Below are 22,503 nucleotides of genomic sequence, written 5' to 3' on the forward strand. Positions count from 1 at the left end.
CTTACAGCGGCTTGGTCAGTTCCTTGGCGCGGTCGTAGGCCTTGGAGAAGCCCTTGAGCGACAGGCTTTCGCTGGCGGTCTCGCCATTGGCGACCGGGGTGGTCACGGTCAGGCGACCGCCGCGCTGCAGCTGCTTGAAGACGTCACCGACGAATTCCACCGGCACCACGCAGCCCTGGGGGATGCAGGTGTGGAAGGGCCGATTCTCCAGGCTGCGCTTGTCGATCTGCAGCGAGATCGGCTTGGTCACCGCCACGCCGAAGGGCAGCACCAGAATGCCGTCCACGCCTTCCCGATTGGGACGCAGCTCGGTGACCAGCATGCGCTGACCCTTGGCGCTGTCCTTCTGCTGGGTGATGGCGCACAGCTGCACGGAACGGTCCGCGTTGCGGGCGATGCGGCAGATCACCTGCCAGTCGCCATACTTCTCCGTGACCGACGGCTGGGGTTCCTGGGCGTTGTTGGGCGCGGACTGGGCGAAGGCCTGGCCGGCGAGCAGCAGGGGCGCGAGGAACAGGGCCGGGCGGAGGAAGCGCTGAGACATGGAGAGTCCTTGGCAGGAAAAAAAGAGCCTCAAGGGTAGGGCATCGCTCCGCCAGGGAACACCCCGGCACGACGATCAGACCTTTTTGACGAACTCGGATTTGAGCTTCATCGCACCTATGCCATCGATCTTGCAGTCGATGTCGTGGTCGCCGTCGACCAGGCGGATGTTCTTGACCTTGGTGCCGACCTTGACCACCAGCGACGAGCCCTTGACCTTGAGGTCCTTGATCACGCTGACGGTATCGCCGTCCTGCAGGGTATTGCCGACCGCATCGCGGATCACCTTGGCCTCGTCCGCGGCGCCGGCGTCGCCGGGCGTCCATTCATGGGCGCATTCCGGGCAGATCAGCTGGTCGCCGTCGGCGTAGGTGTATTCGGAAGCGCAGCGGGGGCAGGGCGGCAAAGCGGTCATGGTGTGAGCACCTGGCTGGAAAAGCCGCGCATTGTATAGGGTTTTAGGCGCGTCCGGGTGGACTCGATCCCCCTGGGCCTAGGCGGCCAGCTGTACCTCGACCACGGTGCCGTTGTCGTTGCGGTAGCGGGCCTCGCCGCCGAGCTGTTCGGCCAGGCTGTTGATGATCTTGAAGCCCAGGCGCTGGCTGGTACGCGGATTGAACTGCTGCGGCATGCCGCGGCCGTTGTCGGCGATACGCAACAGCAGCTGCTGATCGTCGCCGCGCTGCAGGCTGATGCTGATGAGGCCGCGCTGGCTGGCGTCGAAGGCGTGCTTGAGGGAGTTGGTCACCACCTCGGCCACCAGCATCGACAGGGTGGTCAGGCGGGGCAGGTCGAAATTGAGCGGTTCGGCGGTGATGGCGCAGGAGACGTTGGCCTGTCCCGCGGCGGCCAGCAGATCGCTGGTCAGCAGCTGCAGGTGGTGGGCCACCGGCTGATCGGCATCGGCGGGATCGTGCAGGCGCCGGTGGATACGCGAAATGCTCTCCAGTCGCGAGCGGGCCTCTTCCAGGGCCTGGGACGCCTGGCTGTCGCCGGGCAACTTGAGTTGCTGCAGCATGAGCAGCGAGGCGATGAACTGGATGTTGTTGGCGACCCGGTGCTGCAACTCCTGGAACATCGTGGTCTGGACGTTGTAGAGGTCGCGGATTACCTGCTGCTCGGCGCGCAGCCGGGCGCTGGCCGTGTGCATGTAATGGATCAGCACGATGTCGACGCTGACGATGACCACATAGAAGGCCAGCGCCAGGGCGCCCTGGGGACCGACGACGAAGGTCCAGCCCGGCGGGATGAAGAAGTACCAGGCGGCCAGGCCGGACAGCACGGCGCACAGGGTACCGGCGCCGCTGCCGCAGAAGAAGGCGGTCAGGATGACGGCGGGAAAGAAGGTCAGGTAGGGAAAGCCCTGCAGCAGGACGTCCACCAGGGCGAAGCGTGCCGCCAGGGCCAGGCCGAACGCCAGCAGCGCGAGGCTGTAGGCCAATGCCGGGCGAGCGCGGATCCTGCTGCTGAGATCGCTGATCCAATGACGACGAGACGACGGATCCAAAGCTCTGACCTGCGGAGTAGACGGCGGCGGCGCCAGCTTAACGCAAAGCCGTCTCGCTTGGGGGTACGACAGGCCCAAAGGTGGCTCTGCCCAGCCCGACGGCGGCTTCCTGTACAAGACTTACACCGGCATGGCTGGAACTGCCGGCAACGCGCCTTTCGCGGCGTATTTTCTTGTACAGGCTTTCCCTTGGTCGTACAGGGCAGGACGGCAACGAAACGCTATGGTCGAACGATTGCGTCTCAACCATCACAGGATCCGCTCATGAATCGCCAGCGCGTATTGGTCGCCGAAGATGAGCCTGTCCTGCTCGATCTGCTGCAGGAATTGTTCGAGAGCTGGGGTTATCAGGTGCATGCCTTCGGCAGCGCCGACGCCGCCTGTGCCTTTCTGCAAGACGAGCAGCCGCAGCTGGATCTGCTCTTCACCGATGTGCGCATGCCGGGAATCCTGAGCGGCGTCGACTTGGCGCTGCAGGCGCGAGGACGGCAGGCCAATCTGCCCATCGTCATCACCTCGGGTTATTGCGACGACAATCCCGCCCGCGCGGCACGGGCGACCTTTTTGCCCAAGCCCTGGGATCTGGAGGCATTGCACCGCAGTTGCCCCACGCCCGGGGCCCAAGTGAATCTCGTCTAGGCGGTCGTCAGCGTTGTGGCGAGTGAATCGCAGCCATGAAAAAAGCCCGTAGCGGTTACCCGCTACGGGCTTTTCAGATTTTGGCTCCGCGACCTGGACTCGAACCAGGGACCCAATGATTAACAGTCATTTGCTCTACCGACTGAGCTATCGCGGAACAACGGAGCGTATCTTACTGATAGATAACGGGAAGTCAAGCCTCGGCGACACTGGAAAACGGCGCCGCCAAAGCGGCTGCCTTAGCCCTGCAGCACCGCGGCGATGGCCTGGATGGTCGGGGGCAGATTGCGCTCGTTCAGCGCTGCCACGCAGATGCGTCCGGTGCTGACCGCATAGATGCCGAATTCGCTCTTCAGCCGCTCGACCTGCTCGGCGGTGAGGCCGGAGTAGGAGAACATGCCGCGCTGGGCGTTCACGAAGGCAAAGTCGCGATTGGCGCCAGCGGCGGCCAGGCCTTCCACCAGGGCGTTGCGCATGCTGCGGATGCGCTGGCGCATCTCGCCCAGCTCGGCTTCCCACAGCGCGCGCAGCTCGGGATTGCTCAGCACCGTGGCGACGATGGTGGCGCCATGGGTCGGCGGGTTGGAATAGTTGGTGCGGATCACGCGCTTGACCTGGGACAGCACCCGGGCGCTTTCCTCGCGGCTCTCGCTGACCAGGGTCAGGGCGCCTACCCGCTCGCCATACAGCGAGAAGGACTTGGAGAAGGAGCTGGAGACCAGGAAGGTCAGGCCGGAGTCGGCGAACAGGCGCACGGCCTGGGCGTCTTCCTCGATGCCGTCGCCAAAGCCCTGGTAGGCGATGTCGAGGAAGGGCACCAGGTTGCGCGCCTTGACCACGTCCAGCACCGCCTGCCAGTCGGCCGGCTGCAGATCGACGCCGGTGGGGTTGTGGCAGCAGGCGTGCAGCACCACCACCGAGCGCTCCGGCAAGGCCTGGAGATCGGCCAGGAAGCCTTCGCGATTCAGGCCGTTGCTGGCCGCGTCGTAGTAGCGATAGCTCTGCACGGGGAAGCCGGCGCTTTCAAACAGCGCACGGTGGTTTTCCCAGCTCGGGTCGCTGATGGCGACCACGGCGTCCGGCAGCAGCCGCTTGAGAAAGTCGGCGCCGATCTTCAACGCGCCGGTGCCACCGACGGCCTGGACCGTGATGGCGCGGCCGTCGCGGACCAGGCTCGACTCGGCACCGAACAGCAGGTGCTGCACGGCCTGGTCATAGGCGGCGATGCCCTCGATGGGCAGGTAGCCACGCGGCGCCTGGGCGGCCACGCGCTGCTTCTCGGCCTCGGCCACGGCGCGCAGCAGCGGGATGCGGCCCTGCTCGTCGTAGTAGACCCCCACGCCCAGATTGACCTTGTGCGGACGGGCATCGGCGTTATAGGCCTCGTTCAGGCCAAGGATGGGGTCACGGGGTGCCATTTCGACGGCGGAGAACAAACTCATGGGGCAGCGGCTCGAATGAGGGGTGAAGGGAAGGGCGGAACGCTCGGGAAGCGGAAGTATAGCCCCCTGCAGTCGCCATCGCGACCCGACCTCCGTCGGAGTTTTCCTGACGTGCGGCGACGCGGGCAGATTGCAAAAGGGCGCTGGCGACCTCATCTGGGTGGTTCCAGTCCTTTCCTCGTCCGCATCGCTCCGGCCTCCGGTCGGCGCGCTGTCGTCCGTGCATTTTCGCGCTATTGAGGCAGCCATGTCCGCATTCCAGCTCTCCACCCGCTACACCCCGGCCGGCGACCAGCCCGAAGCCATTCGCCAGATGGTGGAAGGCCTGGAGGCAGGTCTGTCGCACCAGACCCTGCTCGGCGTGACCGGCTCGGGCAAGACCTTCAGCATCGCCAACGTCATCGCCCAGGTGCAGCGCCCGACCATGGTGCTGGCGCCTAACAAGACCCTGGCCGCCCAGCTCTATGGCGAATTCAAGGCCTTCTTCCCGAACAACTCGGTGGAATACTTCGTCTCCTACTACGACTACTACCAGCCGGAAGCCTATGTGCCCTCGTCGGACACCTTCATCGAGAAGGATTCGTCCATCAACGACCACATCGAGCAGATGCGCCTGTCCGCCACCAAGGCGCTGCTGGAGCGCAAGGACGCCATCATCGTCGCCTCGGTGTCCTCCATCTATGGCCTGGGCAGTCCCGAGGCCTACCTAAAGATGGTGCTGCACCTGGATCGCGGTGATCGCATCGACCAGCGCACCATCCTGCGCCGGCTGGCCGAGCTGCAATACAGCCGCAACGACATGGAATTCGCCCGCGCCACCTTCCGGGTGCGCGGCGACGTCATCGACATCTTCCCGGCGGAATCCGACCTGGAAGCCGTGCGCGTCGAGTTGTTCGACGACGAGGTGGAAAGCCTGTCGGCCTTCGATCCCCTGACCGGCGAGGTGATCCGCAAGCTGCCGCGCTTCACCTTCTATCCCAAGACCCACTACGCCACGCCCCGCGAGACCCTGCTGGGCGCCATCGAGAACATCAAGCTGGAACTGGCCGATCGCCTGGAATGGCTGCGCGGCCAGAATCGTCTGCTCGAGGCCCAGCGCCTGGAACAGCGCACCCGCTTCGACCTGGAGATGATCCTCGAACTGGGCTACTGCAACGGCATCGAGAACTACAGTCGCTATCTGTCGGGCCGTGGTCCGGGCGAGCCGCCACCCACCCTCTACGACTATCTCCCGAGCAACGCCCTGCTGGTGATCGACGAATCCCACGTCACCGTTCCGCAGATCGGCGCCATGTTCAAGGGCGACCGCTCGCGCAAGGAAACCCTCGTGGAATACGGCTTCCGCCTACCCTCGGCGCTGGACAACCGGCCGCTGAAGTTCGAGGAGTGGGAAGCCGGTGCGCCCCAGACCATCTTTGTTTCGGCGACCCCGGGGCCCTATGAGGAAGAACACGCCGGGCGCGTGGTCGAGCAGGTGGTACGACCCACCGGCCTGGTCGATCCGGTGATCGAGATCCGCCCGGCCACCACCCAGGTGGACGACCTGCTCTCCGAGATCCGCCTGCGGGTGGCCCAGGAGGAACGGGTACTCTGCACCACCCTGACCAAGCGCATGGCCGAGGACCTCACCGACTACCTAGCCGACCACGATGTGCGGGTGCGCTATCTGCACTCGGACATCGATACCGTGGAGCGGGTGGAGATCATCCGCGACCTGCGCCTGGGCACCTTCGACGTCCTGGTGGGCATCAACCTCCTGCGCGAAGGTCTGGACATGCCCGAGGTCTCCTTGGTGGCGGTGCTCGACGCCGACAAGGAGGGCTTCCTGCGTTCCGAGCGCTCGCTGATCCAGACCATCGGCCGGGCGGCGCGCAACCTCAACGGCAAGGCCATCCTCTACGCCGACAGCATCACCGGCTCCATGCAGCGTGCCATCGACGAGACCGAGCGCCGCCGTAACAAGCAGCTGGCCTTCAACGAAGAACACGGCATCGTGCCCCAGGGCATCAAGAAGGACATCCGCGACATCATGGAAGGCGCCGCGGCTCCGGGTGCCAAGGGCAAGCGGCGGGTGGCCAAGGCGGCCGAGGACAAGGGCGAATACGCCGCCGAACTGCGTTCGCCCAGCGAGATCGGCAAGCGTATCCGCCAGCTCGAAGAGAAGATGCTGCAACTGGCGCGCGACCTGCAGTTCGAGTCCGCCGCCCAGCTGCGCGACGAGATCCAGGCCCTGCGCGAGCGCCTGGTCCAGGTCTGAACCCGCTCCAACTGGCAGCGCCAGGGCTGGCGCTGCTACCATTCCGCCTTTGTCCCTTCGCGTTTCTCGAGAAAGCCGATGACCACCGTTCGCACGCGCATCGCGCCGTCGCCCACTGGCGACCCGCATGTCGGTACCGCCTATATCGCCCTGTTCAACCTCTGCTTCGCCCGTCAGCACGGCGGTCAGTTCATCCTGCGCATTGAGGATACCGACCAGGTCCGCTCGACCCGCGAATCCGAACAGCAGATCTACGACGCCCTGCGCTGGCTGGGCATCGAGTGGGACGAGGGCCCGGACGTCGGTGGCCCCCATGGTCCCTATCGGCAGAGCGAACGCGGCGAGATCTACTGGAAATACGCCCGGGAGCTGGTGGAGAAGGGCCATGCCTTCTACTGCTTCGCCACGCCCGAAGAGCTCGACCAGATGCGTGCCGAACAGCAGGCGCGCGGCGAGACCCCCCGCTACGACGGTCGCGGCCTGCGCCTGACCCCGGAAGAAGTGCAGCAGCGCCTGGACGCTGGTCAGCCCTATGTGATCCGCATGAAGGTGCCGGAGGAGGGTGTCTGCGTCGTCCCCGACCTGCTGCGCGGCGATGTCGAGATCCCCTGGGATCGCATGGACATGCAGGTGCTGATGAAGGCCGACGGCCTGCCCACCTACTTCCTCGCCAACGTGGTCGACGACCACCTGATGGGCATCACCCACGTCCTGCGTGGCGAAGAGTGGCTGCCCTCGGCGCCCAAGCTGATCAAGCTCTACGAATACTTCGGCTGGGAGCAGCCGCAGCTGTGCTACATGCCGCTGCTGCGCAACCCGGACAAGAGCAAGCTCTCCAAGCGCAAGAATCCCACCTCGGTGACCTTCTATCAGCGCATGGGTTACCTGCCCGAAGCCATGCTCAACTACCTCGGCCGCATGGGCTGGTCCATGCCGGACGAGCGCGAGAAATTCACCCTGGACGAGATGGTCGAGCACTTCGACCTCCAGCGCGTCTCCCTCGGCGGTCCGATCTTCGACGTCGAGAAGCTCTCCTGGCTCAACGGCCAGTGGCTGCGCGAGCTGAGCCCCGAGCGCTTCGCCGCCGAGGTACAGCACTGGGCGCTCAATCCCGAGTACCTGCTCAAGATCGCCCCGCTGGTGCAACAGCGGGTCGAGACCTTCAGCCAGATCGCCCCGCTGGCCGGCTTCTTCTTCAGCGGCGCCCTGAATCTGGATCCGGCGCTGTTCCAGCACAAGAAGCTGTCCGCCGACCAGGTCCGCCTGGTCATGCAGCTGCTGCTGTGGAAGCTCGAAGCCCTGCGCCAGTGGGACAAGGAGCGCATCACCGCGGTGATCCAGGTGGTCGCCGAGCACCAGCAGCTCAAGCTGCGGGACGTCATGCCGCTGCTGTTCGCCGCCATCACCGGCCAGGCCAGTTCGGTCTCGGTGCTCGACGCCATGGAGATCCTTGGGCCGGACCTCACCCGCTTCCGCCTGCGCCAGGCGGTCGAGTTGCTGGGCGCGCCCTCCAAGAAGGAAACCAAGGAGTGGGAGAAACTGTTGGCCGAACTCGGCTGACAGTCGCCCGACCGACCCCGACGTCGGGGTCGGCTTCCTCCTCGCGCCAGGATGGCCCCGATGACCTCCGTGACTCCCCAGCGGCACAATCTGCTCGAAGACGTACTGGCCTTGCTCAGCGCGACCCTGATGATCGCCCTGGCGGTCAATCTCTATCGCCACGCGGGCCTGCTCACCGGCGGTACCGCGGGCCTGGCCTTTCTCGCCCAGTACGGCACGCGCCTCTCCTTCGGGCAGGCGTTCTTTCTCATCAACCTGCCGTTCTACTGGCTGGCCGTGCGGCGCATGGGCTGGGCCTTTACCCTGCGGACCCTGGCGGCGGTGACCCTGGTGTCGCTGCTTACCGAGCTGACCCCGCACTTCGTCGCCTTCAGTGCCCTGCAACCCCTCTATGCCGCCGTGATGGGCGGCGTACTGATGGGCGTGGGGCTGCTGATCCTCTTCCGCCACCAGGCCAGCCTCGGCGGCATCAACATCGCCGTGCTCTATCTGCAGCAGCGCTATGGCTGGCGGGCGGGCAAGGTGCAGATGGGCATCGATTGCCTGATCGTCCTGCTGGCGCTGTGGGTCGTCGAGCCAGGTGCCATCCTCGTCTCCATCCTGGGCGCCGTGATCCTCAATCTGACCCTGGCGATCAACCATCGGCCGGGGCGTTACAGCGCCATCAGCTAGGGGCTTTCCGTCGCGCAGGCGCAACTTCGATTGGTCCGCGACCCGCCTTGGCTTTAAGATGGCGCCCATTTTCGGCGGCCCAGCCGTCGTCATCGCAAGTTGAAGAGGTCTCCATGAGCTGCGATTTCCTGGCACAAGCCCTTCCCGGCGTACAGAAACTCTCGCCCTACGTGCCCGGCAAGCCCGTCGATGAACTGGCCCGCGAACTGGGCCTGGCGCCCGCCAGCATCGTCAAGCTCGCCAGCAACGAGAATCCCCTCGGCCCCAGTGCCAAGGCGCTCGAGGCCATCCGCGCCGAACTGGCCGAGCTGACCCGCTATCCCGATGGCGGCGGCTTCGACCTCAAGCAGGCCCTGAGCCAGAGGTTCGGCGTGGCCGCCAACGGCATCACCCTGGGCAACGGCTCCAACGACATCCTCGAACTGGTCGCCCGTGCCTACCTGGCGCCCGGCTACAACGCCGTGTTCAGCGAGCACGCCTTCGCCGTCTATCCACTGGTGACCCTGGCGATCGGTGCCGAAGGCCGCAGCGTCCCGGCCAAGGACTACGGGCATGACCTCGAGGCCATGCTCGCCGCCATCGATGCCGATACCCGGGTGGTCTTTGTCGCCAATCCCAACAACCCCACGGGTACCTGGTTCGACAGCGAGGCCCTGGCACGCTTCCTCGCCCGCGTACCCGAGCATGTCCTGGTGGTGCTGGACGAGGCCTACATCGAATACGCCGAAGGCGACGAGTTGCCGGACGGCCTGGCGTTCCTGGCCCAGTACCCCAACCTCATCGTCTCGCGGACCTTTTCCAAGGCCTATGGCCTGGCCGCCCTGCGCGTCGGCTATGCCTTCTCCTCGCCGACCGTGGCCGATGTCCTCAACCGGGTGCGCCAGCCGTTCAATGTCAACAGCCTGGCCCAGGCCGCGGCCTGTGCGGCCCTGGCCGACAGCGACTACCTGGCCCGCAGCCGGGCGCTCAACGATGCCGGCATGGCCCAGCTGGAAGCTGGTTTCCGCGATCTCGACCTCAAGTGGATTCCCTCCCGTGGCAATTTCATCGCCGTGGACCTGGGGCGCGACGCTGCGCCGATCAATCAGGGGCTGCTGCAGGAGGGCGTCATCGTGCGGCCCGTCGCCGGCTATGGCATGCCCACCTTCCTGCGCGTCTCCATCGGCACCGAAGCGGAAAATGCCCGTTTCCTGGCGGCGCTGAGCAAGGTCCTGGGTCGTGGCTGAAGTGGCCACCCCCCTGATCGAACGTCTCGTCGTTGTCGGCCTGGGCCTGATCGGCGGCTCCTTCGCCAAGGGCGCCCGCGCCAGCGGTCTCTGCCGTGAGGTGGTCGGGGTCGATCGCGATCCGGAGACCCGCCGGCTGGCGGTCGAGCTGGGCGTCGTCGACCGCTGCGTCGCCGAGCTGGCCGATGCCTGCCCGGGTGCCGACGTCATCCAGCTTGCCGTGCCGATTCTCGCCATGGAGCGGGTGCTGGCCGAGCTTGCGGCCCTGCCGCTGCAGGGCGCCATCCTCACCGACGTCGGCAGCGCCAAGGGCAACGTGGTGCGCGCCGCGCGTCAGGCCTTCGCCGGCCAGTCGCTGCGCTTCGTGCCGGGTCATCCCATCGCCGGCTCCGAACGCAGCGGCGTGACGGCGGCCAACGCGGCGCTGTTCAATCGTCACAAGGTCATCCTCACACCGCTGGAAGAGACCCTGCCGGCCGATCTGGACAAGGTCGATCGGCTCTGGCGCGCCATAGGGGCCGATGTCGAGCACATGACCGTCGAGCACCACGACCAGGTCCTCGCCGCGACCAGCCATTTGCCGCATCTGCTGGCCTTCAATCTGGTGGACTCCCTGGCCAAGCGCAGCGAGAACCGCGAGATCTTCCACTATGCCGCCGGCGGCTTCCGCGACTTCACCCGCATCGCCGGCAGCGATCCGACCATGTGGCACGACATCTTCATCGCCAATCGCGAAGCCGTGCTGCAGGCCCTGGACACCTATCGCGCCGATCTCGACGAACTGCGTGGCGCCATCCAGGCCGGCGATGGTCAGTTCCTCATGGAGGTGCTGACCCATGCGCGCGGCGCACGCGAATATTTCGGGCGCATCCTCGCCAGTCGTACCCAGGCCGGCGCCCAGGTCGCCGCCCATCATTCTCTTACGGAGGGGCACTCATGAGCAGTACCGCACCCGTCATCACCCTCGATGGTCCCGGCGGTTCGGGGAAGGGCACCCTTGCGGCGCTGGTCGCCCGTCAGTTGGGCTGGAATCTGCTGGATTCCGGCGCGCTCTATCGCCTGCTGGCCTTCGCTGCGCGCAACCATGGCGTGGACTACACCAACGAGGAGTCGCTCAAGCTGCTGGCGGCCCATCTGGACGTCCAGTTCCTTGCCGGGCATGAGCACGGCCAGCGCATCATTCTCGAAGGCGAGGACGTCACCGACGTCATCCGGACCGAGGAAGTCGGCGCCGGTGCCTCCCAGGTCGCCACCCTGCCGGCCGTGCGCGATGCCCTGCTGCAGCGCCAGCAGGCCTTCCGTGAGGCGCCCGGTCTGGTCGCCGACGGTCGCGACATGGGCACCGTGGTGTTCCCGGACGCCGAGCTGAAGATCTTTCTGACCGCCGGTGCCGAGGAACGGGCACAGAGGCGTTATCTTCAGTTGAAGCAGAAGGGCGAAAATGTTAGCTTGCCTGCCCTCCTGGAAGAGATCCGTGAGCGGGACGCCCGCGATAGTCAGCGTAGCGTTGCTCCGCTCAAGCCGGCCGACGATGCCGTCGAGCTGGATTCCACGCATCTCTCCATACAACAGGTATTGGAACGCATCCTGACCCTGGCCGCCGAGCGCGACCTGGCGGGATGAAGGCCGAGACTCATCCGAGTCGTCGGTGAAAGCTGCCGGGAACCAGTCGCATCCCGGCAGCCGGATGGTAACCACTCACCCCGCATGGGCTGGTCATGCGGTAGCCGGATACATCGGGTATCCATACAACAGGTATGAACATGAGCGAAAGCTTCGCAGAACTCTTTGAAGAAAGTCTGAAATCCCTCGACATGCAGCCGGGCGCCATCATCGTCGGCACCGTGGTGTCGATCGATGGCGACTGGGTTGTGGTCGATACCGGCCTGAAATCCGAAGGCCTGGTTCCGCTCGAGCAGTTCTACAACGAACAAGGCGAGCTGACCATCAACGTGGGTGACGAAGTCCACGTAGCCCTGGATGCCGTCGAAGACGGTTTCGGCGAAACCAAAGTGTCTCGCGAAAAGGCCAAGCGCGCCGAGTCCTGGCTGGTCCTGGAAGCCGCGTTCAGCGCCGACGAAGTGGTCAAGGGTGTCATCAACGGCAAGGTCAAGGGCGGTTTCACCGTCGACGTCAGCGGCATCCGCGCGTTCCTGCCGGGCTCCCTGGTCGATGTCCGTCCGGTGCGTGACACCACCCACCTGGAAGGCAAGGAACTCGAGTTCAAGGTCATCAAGCTGGACCAGAAGCGCAACAACGTTGTCGTTTCCCGTCGTAGCGTCCTGGAAGCCGAGAACAGCGCCGAGCGTGAAGCTCTGCTGGAATCCCTGCAGGAAGGCCAGCAAGTCAAGGGTATCGTCAAGAACCTCACCGACTACGGTGCGTTCGTCGACCTGGGCGGCGTAGACGGCCTGCTGCACATCACCGACATGGCTTGGAAGCGCATCAAGCATCCGTCGGAAATCGTCAACGTCGGCGACGAGATCGACGTCAAGGTGCTGAAGTTCGACCGCGAGCGCAACCGCGTCTCCCTGGGTCTGAAGCAGCTGGGCGAGGATCCGTGGGTCGCCATCAAGGCCCGTTACCCGGAAGGCACCCGCGTTCAGGCGCGCGTCACCAACCTCACCGACTACGGCTGCTTCGCCGAGCTGGAAGAGGGCGTGGAAGGCCTGGTGCACGTGTCCGAAATGGACTGGACCAACAAGAACATCCACCCGTCCAAGGTCGTTCAGGTCGGCGACGAAGTGGAAGTCATGGTCCTGGATATCGACGAAGAGCGTCGTCGTATCTCCCTGGGCATCAAGCAGTGCCGCGCTAACCCGTGGGAAGAGTTCTCGGGTCAGTTCAACAAGGGCGACCGCATCTCCGGCACCATCAAGTCGATCACCGATTTCGGTATCTTCATTGGTCTGGAAGGCGGCATCGACGGCCTGGTACACCTGTCCGACATCTCCTGGAACGAAACCGGCGAAGAAGCCGTGCGTCGCTTCAAGAAGGGTGACGAGCTGGACACCGTGATCCTGTCGGTCGACCCGGAGCGCGAGCGCATCTCTCTGGGCATCAAGCAGCTGGAAGACGATCCGTTCTCCAACTACGCCTCCCTGAACGAGAAAGGCACCATCGTGCGCGGTACCGTCAAGGAAGTCGATGCCAAGGGCGCTGTCATCACCCTGGCCAACGAGATCGAAGGCGTCCTGAAGGCGTCCGAAATCAGCCGTGACCGCGTCGAAGACGCCCGTAACGTGCTGAAGGAAGGCGACGAAGTCGAAGCCAAGATCATCAGCATCGATCGCAAGAGCCGCGTGATCAGCCTCTCCGTCAAGTCCAAGGACGTCGACGACGAGAAGGAAGCCATGAGCTCCCTGCGTAGCAAGCAAGAGCCTGCTGCTGGCCCCACCACCATCGGCGACCTGATCAAGGCGCAGATGGAAAGCCAGAACTAAGTTCGAGCTTGAATAAAAGGCGACCCTTCGGGGTCGCTTTTTTTTGTCCGGAAGAAAGCGGGCAGGGTGGTCACGGCCCGTAAAAAGTTGTGGAGGTGAAGCCGCCGGCTTGACTTTTCAAAAATCGGCCAGCGTGCTAAAAGTCCTTGAAGGTGATCTAGCCGCTTGATAACGAAGGAAAAATCCATGACCAAGTCGGAGTTGATCGAGCGCATCGTTTCCTATCAGGGGCAGCTGTCGTCCAGGGATGTCGAGCTGGCGATCAAGACCATGCTGGAGCAGATGGCCCAGGCGCTTTCCACCGGGGACCGTATCGAGATTCGGGGCTTTGGCAGCTTCTCGCTGCACTATCGGGCTCCCCGTACCGGACGCAATCCCAAGACCGGCGAGTCGGTGCTGCTGGACGGCAAGTTCGTCCCGCACTTCAAGCCTGGCAAGGAGTTGAGAGACAGGGTCAATGAGCTGGAGCCATAAAGCCGTCGCCCCTTTTTCCTTTGTCCGCTGCTTTCTGGCAAACCACTGATTTCTCTGTATTTTTAGTTTCTGTTGCGGTCGTCAAAAAAGCGTTATCGAGCAAGCCACTAGCGGATTTTTGACGTTTACAAAAAAAGTCAAGTCTTTTTGATATTTTTGTAGACGAGTTCCGATTTTTGTATGAGACTTCCTTCACATAAGGTCTTGGGTGACCTCGTAGTCCACGCCGAGTGAGGAAGTTGTCATGCGCCACTATCTTTTCATCTGGATCGGTATCGCCGCCTGCTTCACCAGCATGCAACTCGGTCACCCTTTCCTGGCTGTAGCCGCTCTGGCCGGTAGCTGGATGGTTGCCCTGTTCCTGCAGCCTGCTCAGCGCGTCGAGAGCTTCTCGCGCCACTACGTCGCCCAACCGGCCGCGCGCTTCCAGGCCGTTGAAGTCCAGACTTCCGCCAAGACCTTCTAAGGTTCTCACGTTTTTTCGGCCCGCCGCGCTCAGGTTCGGCGGGCTTTTTTATGCCTGCGTTTTGCGTCGCTAGGCCCCTGCGGGGCAATGTCTTACCATAAGCGCCCTTTCCTGGCTGACTGGCACGGCGCAACGCATTGATGGAACGCAAGATTCTGGTGACAGGGGCAGGGGGCTTCGTCGGCGCGGCCCTGGTTCGGCAGCTGCAGACCCGGGGTTATCCGGTGGTCGCCGCGCAACGCCGGCCGACAGCCGCCGCGGTTGATGGCGGGGTCATTCCGGTGATCCGCGACCTCTCCGCCGCTACCGACTGGTCCGCGCCTCTGGCAGGGGTGGACACCGTCATCCACCTCGCGGCCCACGTCCACCAGCTGGGCGAGCAGCCAGGGGCCGCCAGCGAGGCGCGCTACGACGAGGTGAATCGGGCCGCGACCCTCAAGCTGGCCCGGGACGCCCAGGCTGCCGGCGTCCGTCGCCTCATCTTTGTCAGCAGCATCAAGGTCAATGGCGACTGGACCCTCCCCGGCAAGCCTTTTCGCGCCGACGACCAGCCTGCGCCCACCGATGCCTACGCACGTTCCAAGGCGGCGGCCGAGCGGCAACTGCTGGCGCTGATGGCCGAGACCGGACTGGAGGTGGTCATCGTGCGCCCCCCACTGATCTACGGACCCGGGGTAAAGGCCAATGTGGCGCGCCTGCTGGACACCCTGGCGCGGGGCGTGCCGCTGCCCCTGGGGGGCGTTCGGCACAACAGGCGTAGCCTGCTGGCGCTGGAGAACCTGCTCGATCTGTTGATCCTGTGCATCACCGCGCCGGAGGCCGCTGGCGCCATCCTGCTGGTCAGCGACGATGAAGATATTTCCACCGCCGAGCTGCTCGAATTGCTAGGTGAAGGCTTGGGTCGCAAGCCCAGGCTGATCGCCGTTCCGCCCGCCTGGCTCGAATGGGGTGCCCGACTGCTTGGCCGAGGCGAGGTGGCGCAACGCCTCTGTGGTTCACTGCAGGTCGACATCCGACCCACCAAGACCCTGCTGGGCTGGCAGCCCCCCGTGTCGGCGCGAGCCGCCTTGCGTGCGCTGGGGGCGCAGCGGGCCGCTGCGGAGGGACGCAGATGATGCCACTGCTCTTGCTCCTGGCCGGTGGCTGCAGTTGGCTGGGCACCGCGGCGCTCCGTCGCTACGCTCTGTCCGGCCGCCTGCTCGACGAGCCCAACGCCCGCAGTTCGCACCAGGTGGCGACGCCCCGCGGCGGTGGTCTGGCGATCGTCGTAACGTTCGTGCTCGGTTGTGTCGTGCTGCGCCTGCTGGGACAGCTTGATCCGGTTTCCTGCGGCGTCCTGATAGGGGCGGGGCTGCTGGTGGCCGTGCTCGGCTTCGTCGACGATCATCGGCACGTGGGCGCCGGCTGGCGTCTGCTCGGCCATTTCCTGGCCGCGATCGCTGCGCTGCTGTGGCTGGGCGGCTATGGCGCCTTGCCGGCGCAGCTCTCCGCGGTGCTGGGACTGCCCGACTGGCTGGTGATGATCCTGGGCGTCCTCTATCTGGTCTGGCTGCTGAATCTCTACAACTTCATGGATGGCATCGACGGCATCGCCGGCGGCGAAGCGCTCGTCGTCTGTCTGGGCATGGCGCTGATCTATGCCATGACCGGCCATGGGACCTTGCTGGGTGCGCCTCTGCTGCTGGCCGCGGCCGTAGGGGGGTTCCTGTGCTGGAACTTCCCGCCGGCGCGCATCTTCATGGGCGATGTGGGCAGTGGCTTTCTCGGCCTGATCCTCGGCATGTTGTCCTTGCAGGCGGCGCTGATCGAGCTGTCGCTGTTCTGGGCCTGGCTGATCCTGCTCGGCGTCTTCGTGGTCGATGCGACCTGGACCCTGTTGCGGCGTCTGAGTCGGGGCAAGAAACCCTACGAGGCCCATCGCACCCACGCCTACCAGTGGGCCTCGCGGCGGCATGGCGCCCATCGGCCAGTGACCCTGGCGGTGCTGGCCATCAACCTGTTCTGGTTGCTGCCTATCGCTTTGCTGGTGGGGCTGGGGCTTTTAAGTGCCATACTGGGGCTCTTGCTTGCCTATGGGCCCTTGCTTTGCCTGGCCCTCCGATACCATGCTGGGACCGATGAGGTAGCCATGGCTGCGCAGTCCACGGGATTCAGGGATTAGGGACACTGACATGTTGCGTGACCATCTGGTCAAGCTGAACCGGCGTACCAAGAGAGTCATCCAGGTCGCGGTCGACCTCCTGCTGATCTGGCTCTCGCTCTGGTTGGCCTTCTATCTGCGCCTGGGCTCCGTGCAGATGATCGAGCCCTTCAGCGGGCATGCCTGGCTGTTCATCACCGCGCCGGCCATCGCCATTCCCCTGTTCATTCGCTTCGGCATGTACCGCGCGGTCATGCGTTACCTGGGCAACGATGCCTTGATCGCCATCGCCAAGGCGGTGACGCTGTCGACGCTGCTGCTGTCGGTGGTCATCTACTGGTATCGCGACCTGCCGGAGATCGTCCCGCGCTCGATGATCTTCAACTACTGGATCGTCAGCCTGATCCTGATCGGCGGCCTGCGCCTCGCGCTGCGCCAGTACTTTCTGGGCGACTGGTATCGCGCCATCACGGTGCCCTTCATCAAGCAGCCGGACGAGTTGCCGCGGGTTGCCATCTATGGCGCCGGCTCGGCGGGCAACCAGCTGGTCGCGGCGCTGCGCATGGGTCGCGCCATGCGTCCGGTGGCCTTCATCGACGACGACAAGAGCATCGCCAATCGCATCATCGCCGGGCTCAAGGTCTACACCCCCAAGCACATCCAGCAGATGATCGACGAGACGGGTGCCGAAGAGATCCTCCTGGCGATTCCCTCTGCCACCCGGGCACGGCGGCGCGAGGTGCTCGGCCTGCTGGAACCCTATCCGCTGCACGTCAGAACCGTGCCGCGGATCAGCGACCTGGCCTGCGGCAAGGTACAGGTGGACGACCTCCAGGAGGTCGATATCGCCGACCTGCTGGGACGAGATCCAGTCACGCCCCGGCCCGAGTTGTTCGCGCGCTGTATCACCGGTCAGGTAGTGATGGTGACCGGGGCAGGGGGGTCCATCGGTTCCGAGCTGTGTCGGCAGATCATCGGCCAGAAACCGCGCACCCTGATCCTGCTCGACCACGCCGAATTCAATCTCTACAGCATCCATCGCGAGCTGGACGCCCATCTCCAACGCGAAGCCCTGCCGGTCACCCTGGTGCCGGTGCTGGGCTCCATCCGCAACGCTCCGCTGCTCCTGCAGGTGATGCGGCACTGGAAGGTGGCCACCCTCTACCATGCGGCGGCCTACAAGCACGTGCCCATGGTCGAGCACAACATCGCCGAAGGGTTCGGCAACAACGTCCTGGGGACCCTGAATGCCGCCCAGGCGGCCATCCAGGCCGGCGTCACCAGCTTCGTGCTGATCTCCACCGACAAGGCGGTACGGCCCACCAACATCATGGGCAGCACCAAGCGCCTGGCCGAGATGATCCTGCAGGCGCTCAGTCGCGAAGCGGCGCCCGTGCTGCACGGCCAGGCCGACGGTATCCACCAGGTCAATCGCACCCGCTTCACCATGGTGAGATTCGGCAACGTGCTGGGTTCCTCCGGTTCGGTCATCCCGCTGTTCCGGACGCAGATCCGCAAGGGAGGGCCGGTCACCGTCACCCATCCCAAGATCACCCGCTTCTTCATGACCATCACCGAGGCCGCCCAGCTGGTCATCCAGGCCGGCGCCATGGGCGAGGGCGGCGACGTCTTCGTGCTGGACATGGGCGAGCCGGTGCGCATCGTCGAGCTGGCCGAGCAGATGATCAAGCTGTCGGGTCTGAGCGTGCGCTCGCCGGCCAACCCTCATGGCGATGTCGCCATCGAGTTCACCGGCCTGCGCCCCGGCGAAAAGCTCTATGAAGAGTTGCTCATCGGTGACGACGTGAGTCCGACGTCCCATCCCAAGATCATGCGTGCGAGCGAAGACTTCCTGGCCTGGGAGGCCTTCCGCGCCGCCCTCGTCGAGCTCAGTCGCGCGATCGATGCGGGTGATTACCTCCGCGTCCGGCAACTGTTGCGGGACGTCGTCGCCGGCTATTCCCCCGAAGGCGATATCGTCGACTGGCTGCACGGCAAGCGATCCATCGAGTGATCCCGTCCACGCTTTCTTTCGGCCTGGATTTGAAGCCGAGCACAGAAGCGGCAGCCTCCCCCCGCTAGGCTGAACTTTCTTTTCCTGCCACTGTTTAACTCAGGTCTTTGGGTGCATAGCTGTAGCTGTGACCCGAGCCAGGGATGGCTGCGCCGTCCTCCGATGTCTCGCCCGCAGCGCCGGGCGCGATGATGTACAAATCGATATAGGCAGGATTCAGGATGAAGGTACTGGTAACAGGTGGCGCGGGTTTCATTGGTTCCGCCGTAGTACGTTTTCTTATCAACGAAACCCAATGCAAGGTTGCCAACGTCGACAAGCTGACGTACGCCGGTAACGTGGACTCCCTGGTCGAAGTCGCCGACTCCGACCGCTACGAATTCCACCAGGTGGACATCTGCGATTTCGCCGCGCTGCAGCAGGTCTTCACGTCCTTCCAGCCCGACGTGGTCATGCACCTGGCTGCCGAGTCCCACGTGGACCGCTCCATCGAGGGCCCTGCCGCCTTCATCCAGACCAACGTGGTCGGCACCGGCGTCATCCTGGAAGTGACCCGTGCCTACTGGAACGAGCTGGCGCCGGAAGCCAAGGCGGCCTTCCGGTTCCACCACATCTCCACCGACGAGGTATACGGCGACCTGCACGGCACCGACGACCTCTTCACCGAGACCACCCCCTATTCCCCGAGCTCGCCCTATTCGGCCAGCAAGGCCGGCAGCGACCATCTGGTGCGCGCCTGGGGCCGGACCTACGGCCTGCCGGTTCTGGTGACCAACTGCTCGAACAACTACGGCCCCTATCACTTCCCCGAGAAGCTGATCCCCCACGTCATTCTCAATGCCATCCATGGCAAGCCGCTGCCGATCTATGGCGACGGCTCCCAGGTGCGTGACTGGCTGTTCGTCGAAGACCATGCCCGCGCCCTCTACACCGTGGTGACCCAGGGCGAGGTCGGTGAGACCTACAACATCGGCGGCCACAACGAGAAGCGCAACCTGCAGGTCGTCGAGACCATCTGCGACCTGCTCGAAGAGCTGGCGCCGCAGAAGCCCGAGGGCGTCGAGCGCTATCGCGACCTGATCACCTTCGTCAAGGATCGTCCCGGTCACGACATGAGATACGCCATCGATGCCAGCAAGATCGGCCGCGAGCTGGGCTGGACGCCGGCAGAGACCTTCGAGACCGGCATGCGCAAGACCGTCACCTGGTACCTGAACAATCGCGAGTGGTGGCAGCGGGTGCTGTCCGGCGCCTACCGCCTCGAGCGTCTCGGCGAAGCCGTTTAACGATCCTATCGCGGACACGCCCTTGGGCGTGTCCGACCGACAGCAACAGTCAATTTTCAGAGGACGATTGCCATGAGCAAATACAAGGGAATTCTGCTGGCCGGTGGCTCCGGTACCCGTTTGCACCCCATTACCCTGGGCGTGTCCAAGCAGTCGCTGCCGATCTACGACAAACCCATGATCTACTATCCGTTGTCCGTGCTGATGCTGGCCGGTATCCAGGAAGTGCTGATCATCTCGACGCCTGCCGACCTGCCCGGCTTCCAGCGCATGCTCGGCGACGGCAGCCACTTCGGCATGCAGCTGAGCTATGCCGAGCAGCCCAGCCCGGACGGCCTGGCCCAGGCCTTCATCATCGGTCGCGAATTCGTCGGCGATGACAACGTCTGCCTGGTCCTCGGCGACAACATCTTCTATGGCCAGCGCTTCAGCGAGACGCTGCTCAAGGCGGCGAGCGTGGAGAAGGGCGCCACCGTGTTCGGCTACTACGTCGCCGACCCCGAGCGTTTCGGTGTGGTCGAGTTCGACGAGCAGGGCAAGGCCCTGAGCATCGAAGAGAAGCCCAAGAAGCCGAAGTCCAACTACGCCGTCACCGGTCTGTACTTCTACGACAACGACGTGCTGGATATCGCCGCCAACATCAAGCCGTCGCCCCGCGGCGAGCTGGAAATCACCGACGTCAACAACGAGTACCTGCGCCGTGGCTCGCTGAACGTCTCCCTGCTGGGCCGTGGTTTCGCCTGGCTGGATACCGGTACCCACGACGCCCTGCTGGAAGCCGGCCACTTCGTCCAGACCATCGAGAAGCGTCAGGGGCTGAAGGTCGCCTGCCTCGAAGAGATCGCCTTCCAGAAAGGCTGGATCACCTGCGAGCAGATGGCGCTGCAGGCCGAAGCCCTGAGCAAGACCGGTTATGGCCAGTACCTGGCGCGTCTGTGCAAGGAGCAGGACTGATGCAGGTCTTCGAAACCGCGATCCCGGACGTCAAGCTGATCGAACCCAAGGTCTTCGGTGACGACCGCGGCTTCTTCCTGGAATCCTTCCAGGCGGAGCGCTATGCCGAGCAGGCGGGGATCACCCTGGCGTTCGTGCAGGACAACCATTCGCGTTCCGCCCGCAACGTGCTGCGTGGCCTGCACTTCCAGCGCAGCAAGCCGCAAGGCAAGCTGGTGCGTGTCGTGCGTGGCGAGGTGCTGGACGTGGCCGTCGACATCCGTCGCGGTTCGCCCACCTTCGGCAACGTGGTCGCCGAGATCCTCTCGGAAGACAACAAACGTCAGCTCTGGATACCGCCGGGTCTGGCCCACGGCTTCGTGGTGCTGTCGGAAACCGCTGATTTTGAATACAAGTGCACAGATTATTACGATCCCTCTGATGAAGGGTCTTTGATCTGGAATGATCCGGATCTGAATATCGACTGGCGGGTTACGGATCCCATCCTGTCCGCCAAAGATGCACAAGGCCTTCGATTGGCGGAGCTGTATAGATGAAGATACTGGTTACCGGAGCGAACGGTCAGGTCGGACGTTGTCTGACCGATCGTCTTCAGCGTTCAGAACTGGCATGGGAGGCCCATGGACGTGCCACTCTGGATATCGCTGACGAAGGCTCGGTAACCAGCCATCTCGAGCGATTCGCTCCCGACGTCGTGATCAACGCGGCCGCCTACACGGCGGTCGACAAGGCCGAGCAGGAGCCGGAGATCGCCGCCCGCGGCAATATCGAAGGCCCTGCGGTGCTTGCCCAGGCCTGCGGCGCCGCCGGCATCGCGCTGCTGCACCTGTCCACCGACTACGTGTTCGACGGCACCGCCACCGAACCCTATCAGGTCGAGGATCCGGTCAGCCCGTCCGGGGTCTACGGCATGACCAAGCTGGAAGGGGAGAATCGCGTGCTCTCCGCCTGCCCGCGCTCGGTGGTGCTGAGAACCGCCTGGGTGTTCAGCGAACACTGCAACAACTTCCTCAAGACCATGCTGCGGCTCGCTGCCGATCGCGACGAACTGCGGGTGGTGAGTGATCAGGTGGGTTGCCCGACCTACGCTGGCCATATCGCCGACGCCCTGCTGCAGGTCGCCGCCCAGGCTCATGCTCAGCCTGAGCAGACGGCCTACGGCCTCTATCACTTCGGCGGTGACAGCGGCCTGAGCTGGTGCGACTTCGCGCGCTACATCATCGACGCCGGCCAGGAGCTGGGCATGCTGGAGCGGGCGCCGCTCATCACCGGCATCGCCACCTCCGAATTTCCGACCCTCGCCAAGCGTCCGGCCTATTCCATGCTGGATTCCAGCGCGCTGGAGCAGCGCTTCGGCATCCCGCCCAGCGACTGGCGCCAGGGCGTTCGCCAGACCTTGCTGGCGCTGCGGACCGAGCGTGCCCAGGCGGGCTCGCTGGTGAGTTGACCGCCTGAGCCTTTGCGTTAAGCTCTGCGAATCAAACAGCGGAACACGGAGGTTCCTCTATGAGATTCATCTGGATAGTGACGTTGCTGGCCCTGTTCGGCTCCTGGGCCAATGCCTGCGAGTCCGGCCCAGGGGCTGCAATCAAGCCAGCCTCCACGGCCAACCTGGTGCCCCTGAACATCAATGTCGCCGACGCCACCGCGCTGCAAGGGCTGCGGGGGATAGGGGCCGTCAAGGCCCAGGCGATCGTCGACCATCGCCAAGCCCATGGCGCCTTTGCCTCGGTGGACGAGTTGCTCGAGGTCAAGGGGATCGGCAAGGCCCTGCTGCAGCGCAACCGCGACCGCCTCAGCGTCGACTGATTTTCGGCAAACTTTAGTCGGTTCTCGGCACCTTTTTACCAAGCCATTGTTTTCGCTGGATTTTTAGGATC

The 22,503-nt window shown here is 64.4% G+C and carries 21 protein-coding genes, 1 tRNA gene and 1 pseudogene; 18 read left to right on the top strand and 5 right to left on the bottom strand.

The genetic code is table 11. The annotated features are described in order from the left end of the window. Nucleotide 1 precedes the first annotated feature (1 nt). The 3 genes from PSEK12I1_RS0112025 to PSEK12I1_RS0112035 all read right to left on the bottom strand — a co-directional run bounded on the left by PSEK12I1_RS0112025 (nt 2) and on the right by PSEK12I1_RS0112035 (nt 2,050). A complete protein-coding gene (locus PSEK12I1_RS0112025; protein ID WP_007160408.1) occupies nt 2–544 on the bottom strand; it encodes an invasion associated locus B family protein in 543 nt (180 codons plus the stop codon). A gap of 75 nt (nt 545–619) precedes the next feature. Beyond that, the gene (locus tag PSEK12I1_RS0112030) at nt 620–958 is read right to left on the bottom strand and encodes a zinc ribbon domain-containing protein YjdM (protein WP_027601675.1); all 339 of its coding nucleotides are present in this window, start codon (nt 956–958) and stop codon (nt 620–622) included. A 78-nt stretch (nt 959–1,036) separates the two neighbouring features. Next, nucleotides 1,037–2,050, bottom strand: a complete 1,014-nt coding sequence (locus tag PSEK12I1_RS0112035; protein WP_027597995.1) for a sensor histidine kinase — start codon at nt 2,048–2,050, stop codon at nt 1,037–1,039. A gap of 264 nt (nt 2,051–2,314) precedes the next feature. Here PSEK12I1_RS0112035 and PSEK12I1_RS23710 point away from each other — a divergent pair, with 264 nt between their 5' ends. Next, nucleotides 2,315–2,689: a response regulator gene (locus PSEK12I1_RS23710; RefSeq protein ID WP_027597994.1), complete on the top strand. Its 375-nt coding sequence runs from the start codon at nt 2,315–2,317 to the stop codon at nt 2,687–2,689. An 81-nt stretch (nt 2,690–2,770) separates the two neighbouring features. On the opposite strand, the gene PSEK12I1_RS0112045 is transcribed toward PSEK12I1_RS23710, so the two are convergent. Further along, nucleotides 2,771–2,846: transfer RNA gene (locus PSEK12I1_RS0112045), tRNA-Asn, on the bottom strand. 82 nt (nt 2,847–2,928) lie between these two features. Continuing rightward, on the bottom strand, nt 2,929–4,131 hold the full coding sequence (locus PSEK12I1_RS0112050) for an amino acid aminotransferase (protein ID WP_027601676.1): 1,203 nt from the start codon (nt 4,129–4,131) through the stop codon (nt 2,929–2,931). A 247-nt stretch (nt 4,132–4,378) separates the two neighbouring features. Between PSEK12I1_RS0112050 and uvrB the strand changes: the two genes are divergently transcribed. The 17 genes and pseudogenes from uvrB (at nt 4,379) to PSEK12I1_RS0112135 (ending at nt 22,432) form a co-directional block, all read left to right on the top strand. Then, on the top strand, nt 4,379–6,388 hold the full coding sequence (gene uvrB / locus PSEK12I1_RS0112055) for an excinuclease ABC subunit UvrB (RefSeq protein ID WP_027597992.1): 2,010 nt from the start codon (nt 4,379–4,381) through the stop codon (nt 6,386–6,388). A gap of 78 nt (nt 6,389–6,466) precedes the next feature. Beyond that, complete coding sequence (gltX, locus tag PSEK12I1_RS0112060) at nt 6,467–7,948, top strand: glutamate--tRNA ligase (protein ID WP_027601677.1); 1,482 nt, start codon at nt 6,467–6,469, stop codon at nt 7,946–7,948. A gap of 60 nt (nt 7,949–8,008) precedes the next feature. Further along, nucleotides 8,009–8,620: a YitT family protein gene (locus tag PSEK12I1_RS0112065; RefSeq protein WP_007160401.1), complete on the top strand. Its 612-nt coding sequence runs from the start codon at nt 8,009–8,011 to the stop codon at nt 8,618–8,620. A gap of 113 nt (nt 8,621–8,733) precedes the next feature. Beyond that, complete coding sequence (gene hisC, locus PSEK12I1_RS0112070; protein WP_027601679.1) at nt 8,734–9,846, top strand: histidinol-phosphate transaminase; 1,113 nt, start codon at nt 8,734–8,736, stop codon at nt 9,844–9,846. Continuing rightward, nucleotides 9,839–10,762 (top strand): annotated as a pseudogene (locus PSEK12I1_RS0112075) (prephenate dehydrogenase/arogenate dehydrogenase family protein); the annotation flags it as partial. The gene hisC and the pseudogene PSEK12I1_RS0112075, both read left to right, overlap by 8 nt. A gap of 20 nt (nt 10,763–10,782) precedes the next feature. Further along, nucleotides 10,783–11,469 (top strand): (d)CMP kinase, encoded by a 687-nt coding sequence (gene cmk / locus PSEK12I1_RS0112080; protein WP_007160398.1) that lies wholly within the window; start codon nt 10,783–10,785, stop codon nt 11,467–11,469. Between the two features lie 140 nt (nt 11,470–11,609). Next, nucleotides 11,610–13,289 carry a 30S ribosomal protein S1 gene (gene rpsA, locus PSEK12I1_RS0112085; RefSeq protein ID WP_007160397.1) on the top strand — a complete coding sequence of 560 codons (1,680 nt, stop codon included), beginning with the start codon at nt 11,610–11,612 and terminating at the stop codon, nt 13,287–13,289. Nucleotides 13,290–13,475: 186 nt separating this feature from the next. Further along, a complete protein-coding gene (ihfB, locus tag PSEK12I1_RS0112090) occupies nt 13,476–13,763 on the top strand; it encodes an integration host factor subunit beta (RefSeq protein ID WP_007160396.1) in 288 nt (95 codons plus the stop codon). A gap of 244 nt (nt 13,764–14,007) precedes the next feature. Next, nucleotides 14,008–14,229 (top strand): hypothetical protein, encoded by a 222-nt coding sequence (locus PSEK12I1_RS0112095; RefSeq protein ID WP_007160395.1) that lies wholly within the window; start codon nt 14,008–14,010, stop codon nt 14,227–14,229. A gap of 140 nt (nt 14,230–14,369) precedes the next feature. After that, on the top strand, nt 14,370–15,344 hold the full coding sequence (locus PSEK12I1_RS0112100; protein WP_027601681.1) for an NAD-dependent epimerase/dehydratase family protein: 975 nt from the start codon (nt 14,370–14,372) through the stop codon (nt 15,342–15,344). Beyond that, nucleotides 15,341–16,390: a glycosyltransferase family 4 protein gene (locus PSEK12I1_RS0112105; RefSeq protein ID WP_081737481.1), complete on the top strand. Its 1,050-nt coding sequence runs from the start codon at nt 15,341–15,343 to the stop codon at nt 16,388–16,390. Before PSEK12I1_RS0112100 ends, PSEK12I1_RS0112105 begins: the two co-directional genes overlap by 4 nt. A gap of 10 nt (nt 16,391–16,400) precedes the next feature. Then, entirely contained in the window at nt 16,401–18,383 is a 1,983-nt protein-coding gene (locus tag PSEK12I1_RS0112110) for a nucleoside-diphosphate sugar epimerase/dehydratase (RefSeq protein ID WP_037006952.1), read from the top strand. 221 nt (nt 18,384–18,604) lie between these two features. Then, nucleotides 18,605–19,669: a dTDP-glucose 4,6-dehydratase gene (gene rfbB / locus PSEK12I1_RS0112115; RefSeq protein ID WP_027601683.1), complete on the top strand. Its 1,065-nt coding sequence runs from the start codon at nt 18,605–18,607 to the stop codon at nt 19,667–19,669. A gap of 72 nt (nt 19,670–19,741) precedes the next feature. Continuing rightward, nucleotides 19,742–20,623, top strand: coding sequence for a glucose-1-phosphate thymidylyltransferase RfbA (gene rfbA, locus PSEK12I1_RS0112120; protein ID WP_007160390.1), 882 nt, complete (start codon nt 19,742–19,744; stop codon nt 20,621–20,623). Further along, entirely contained in the window at nt 20,623–21,159 is a 537-nt protein-coding gene (gene rfbC / locus PSEK12I1_RS0112125; RefSeq protein WP_007160389.1) for a dTDP-4-dehydrorhamnose 3,5-epimerase, read from the top strand. The genes rfbA and rfbC overlap by 1 nt, the downstream gene beginning before the upstream one ends. After that, the gene (rfbD, locus tag PSEK12I1_RS0112130) at nt 21,156–22,070 is read left to right on the top strand and encodes a dTDP-4-dehydrorhamnose reductase (RefSeq protein WP_027601684.1); all 915 of its coding nucleotides are present in this window, start codon (nt 21,156–21,158) and stop codon (nt 22,068–22,070) included. The genes rfbC and rfbD overlap by 4 nt, the downstream gene beginning before the upstream one ends. A 59-nt stretch (nt 22,071–22,129) precedes the next feature. After that, on the top strand, nt 22,130–22,432 hold the full coding sequence (locus PSEK12I1_RS0112135) for a ComEA family DNA-binding protein (protein WP_027601685.1): 303 nt from the start codon (nt 22,130–22,132) through the stop codon (nt 22,430–22,432). Nucleotides 22,433–22,503 lie beyond the last annotated feature (71 nt).

Origin of the sequence: Pseudomonas sp. MOIL14HWK12:I1 (assembly GCF_000510705.1) — a bacterium.
GTDB lineage: Bacteria > Pseudomonadota > Gammaproteobacteria > Pseudomonadales > Pseudomonadaceae > Chryseomonas > Chryseomonas oryzihabitans.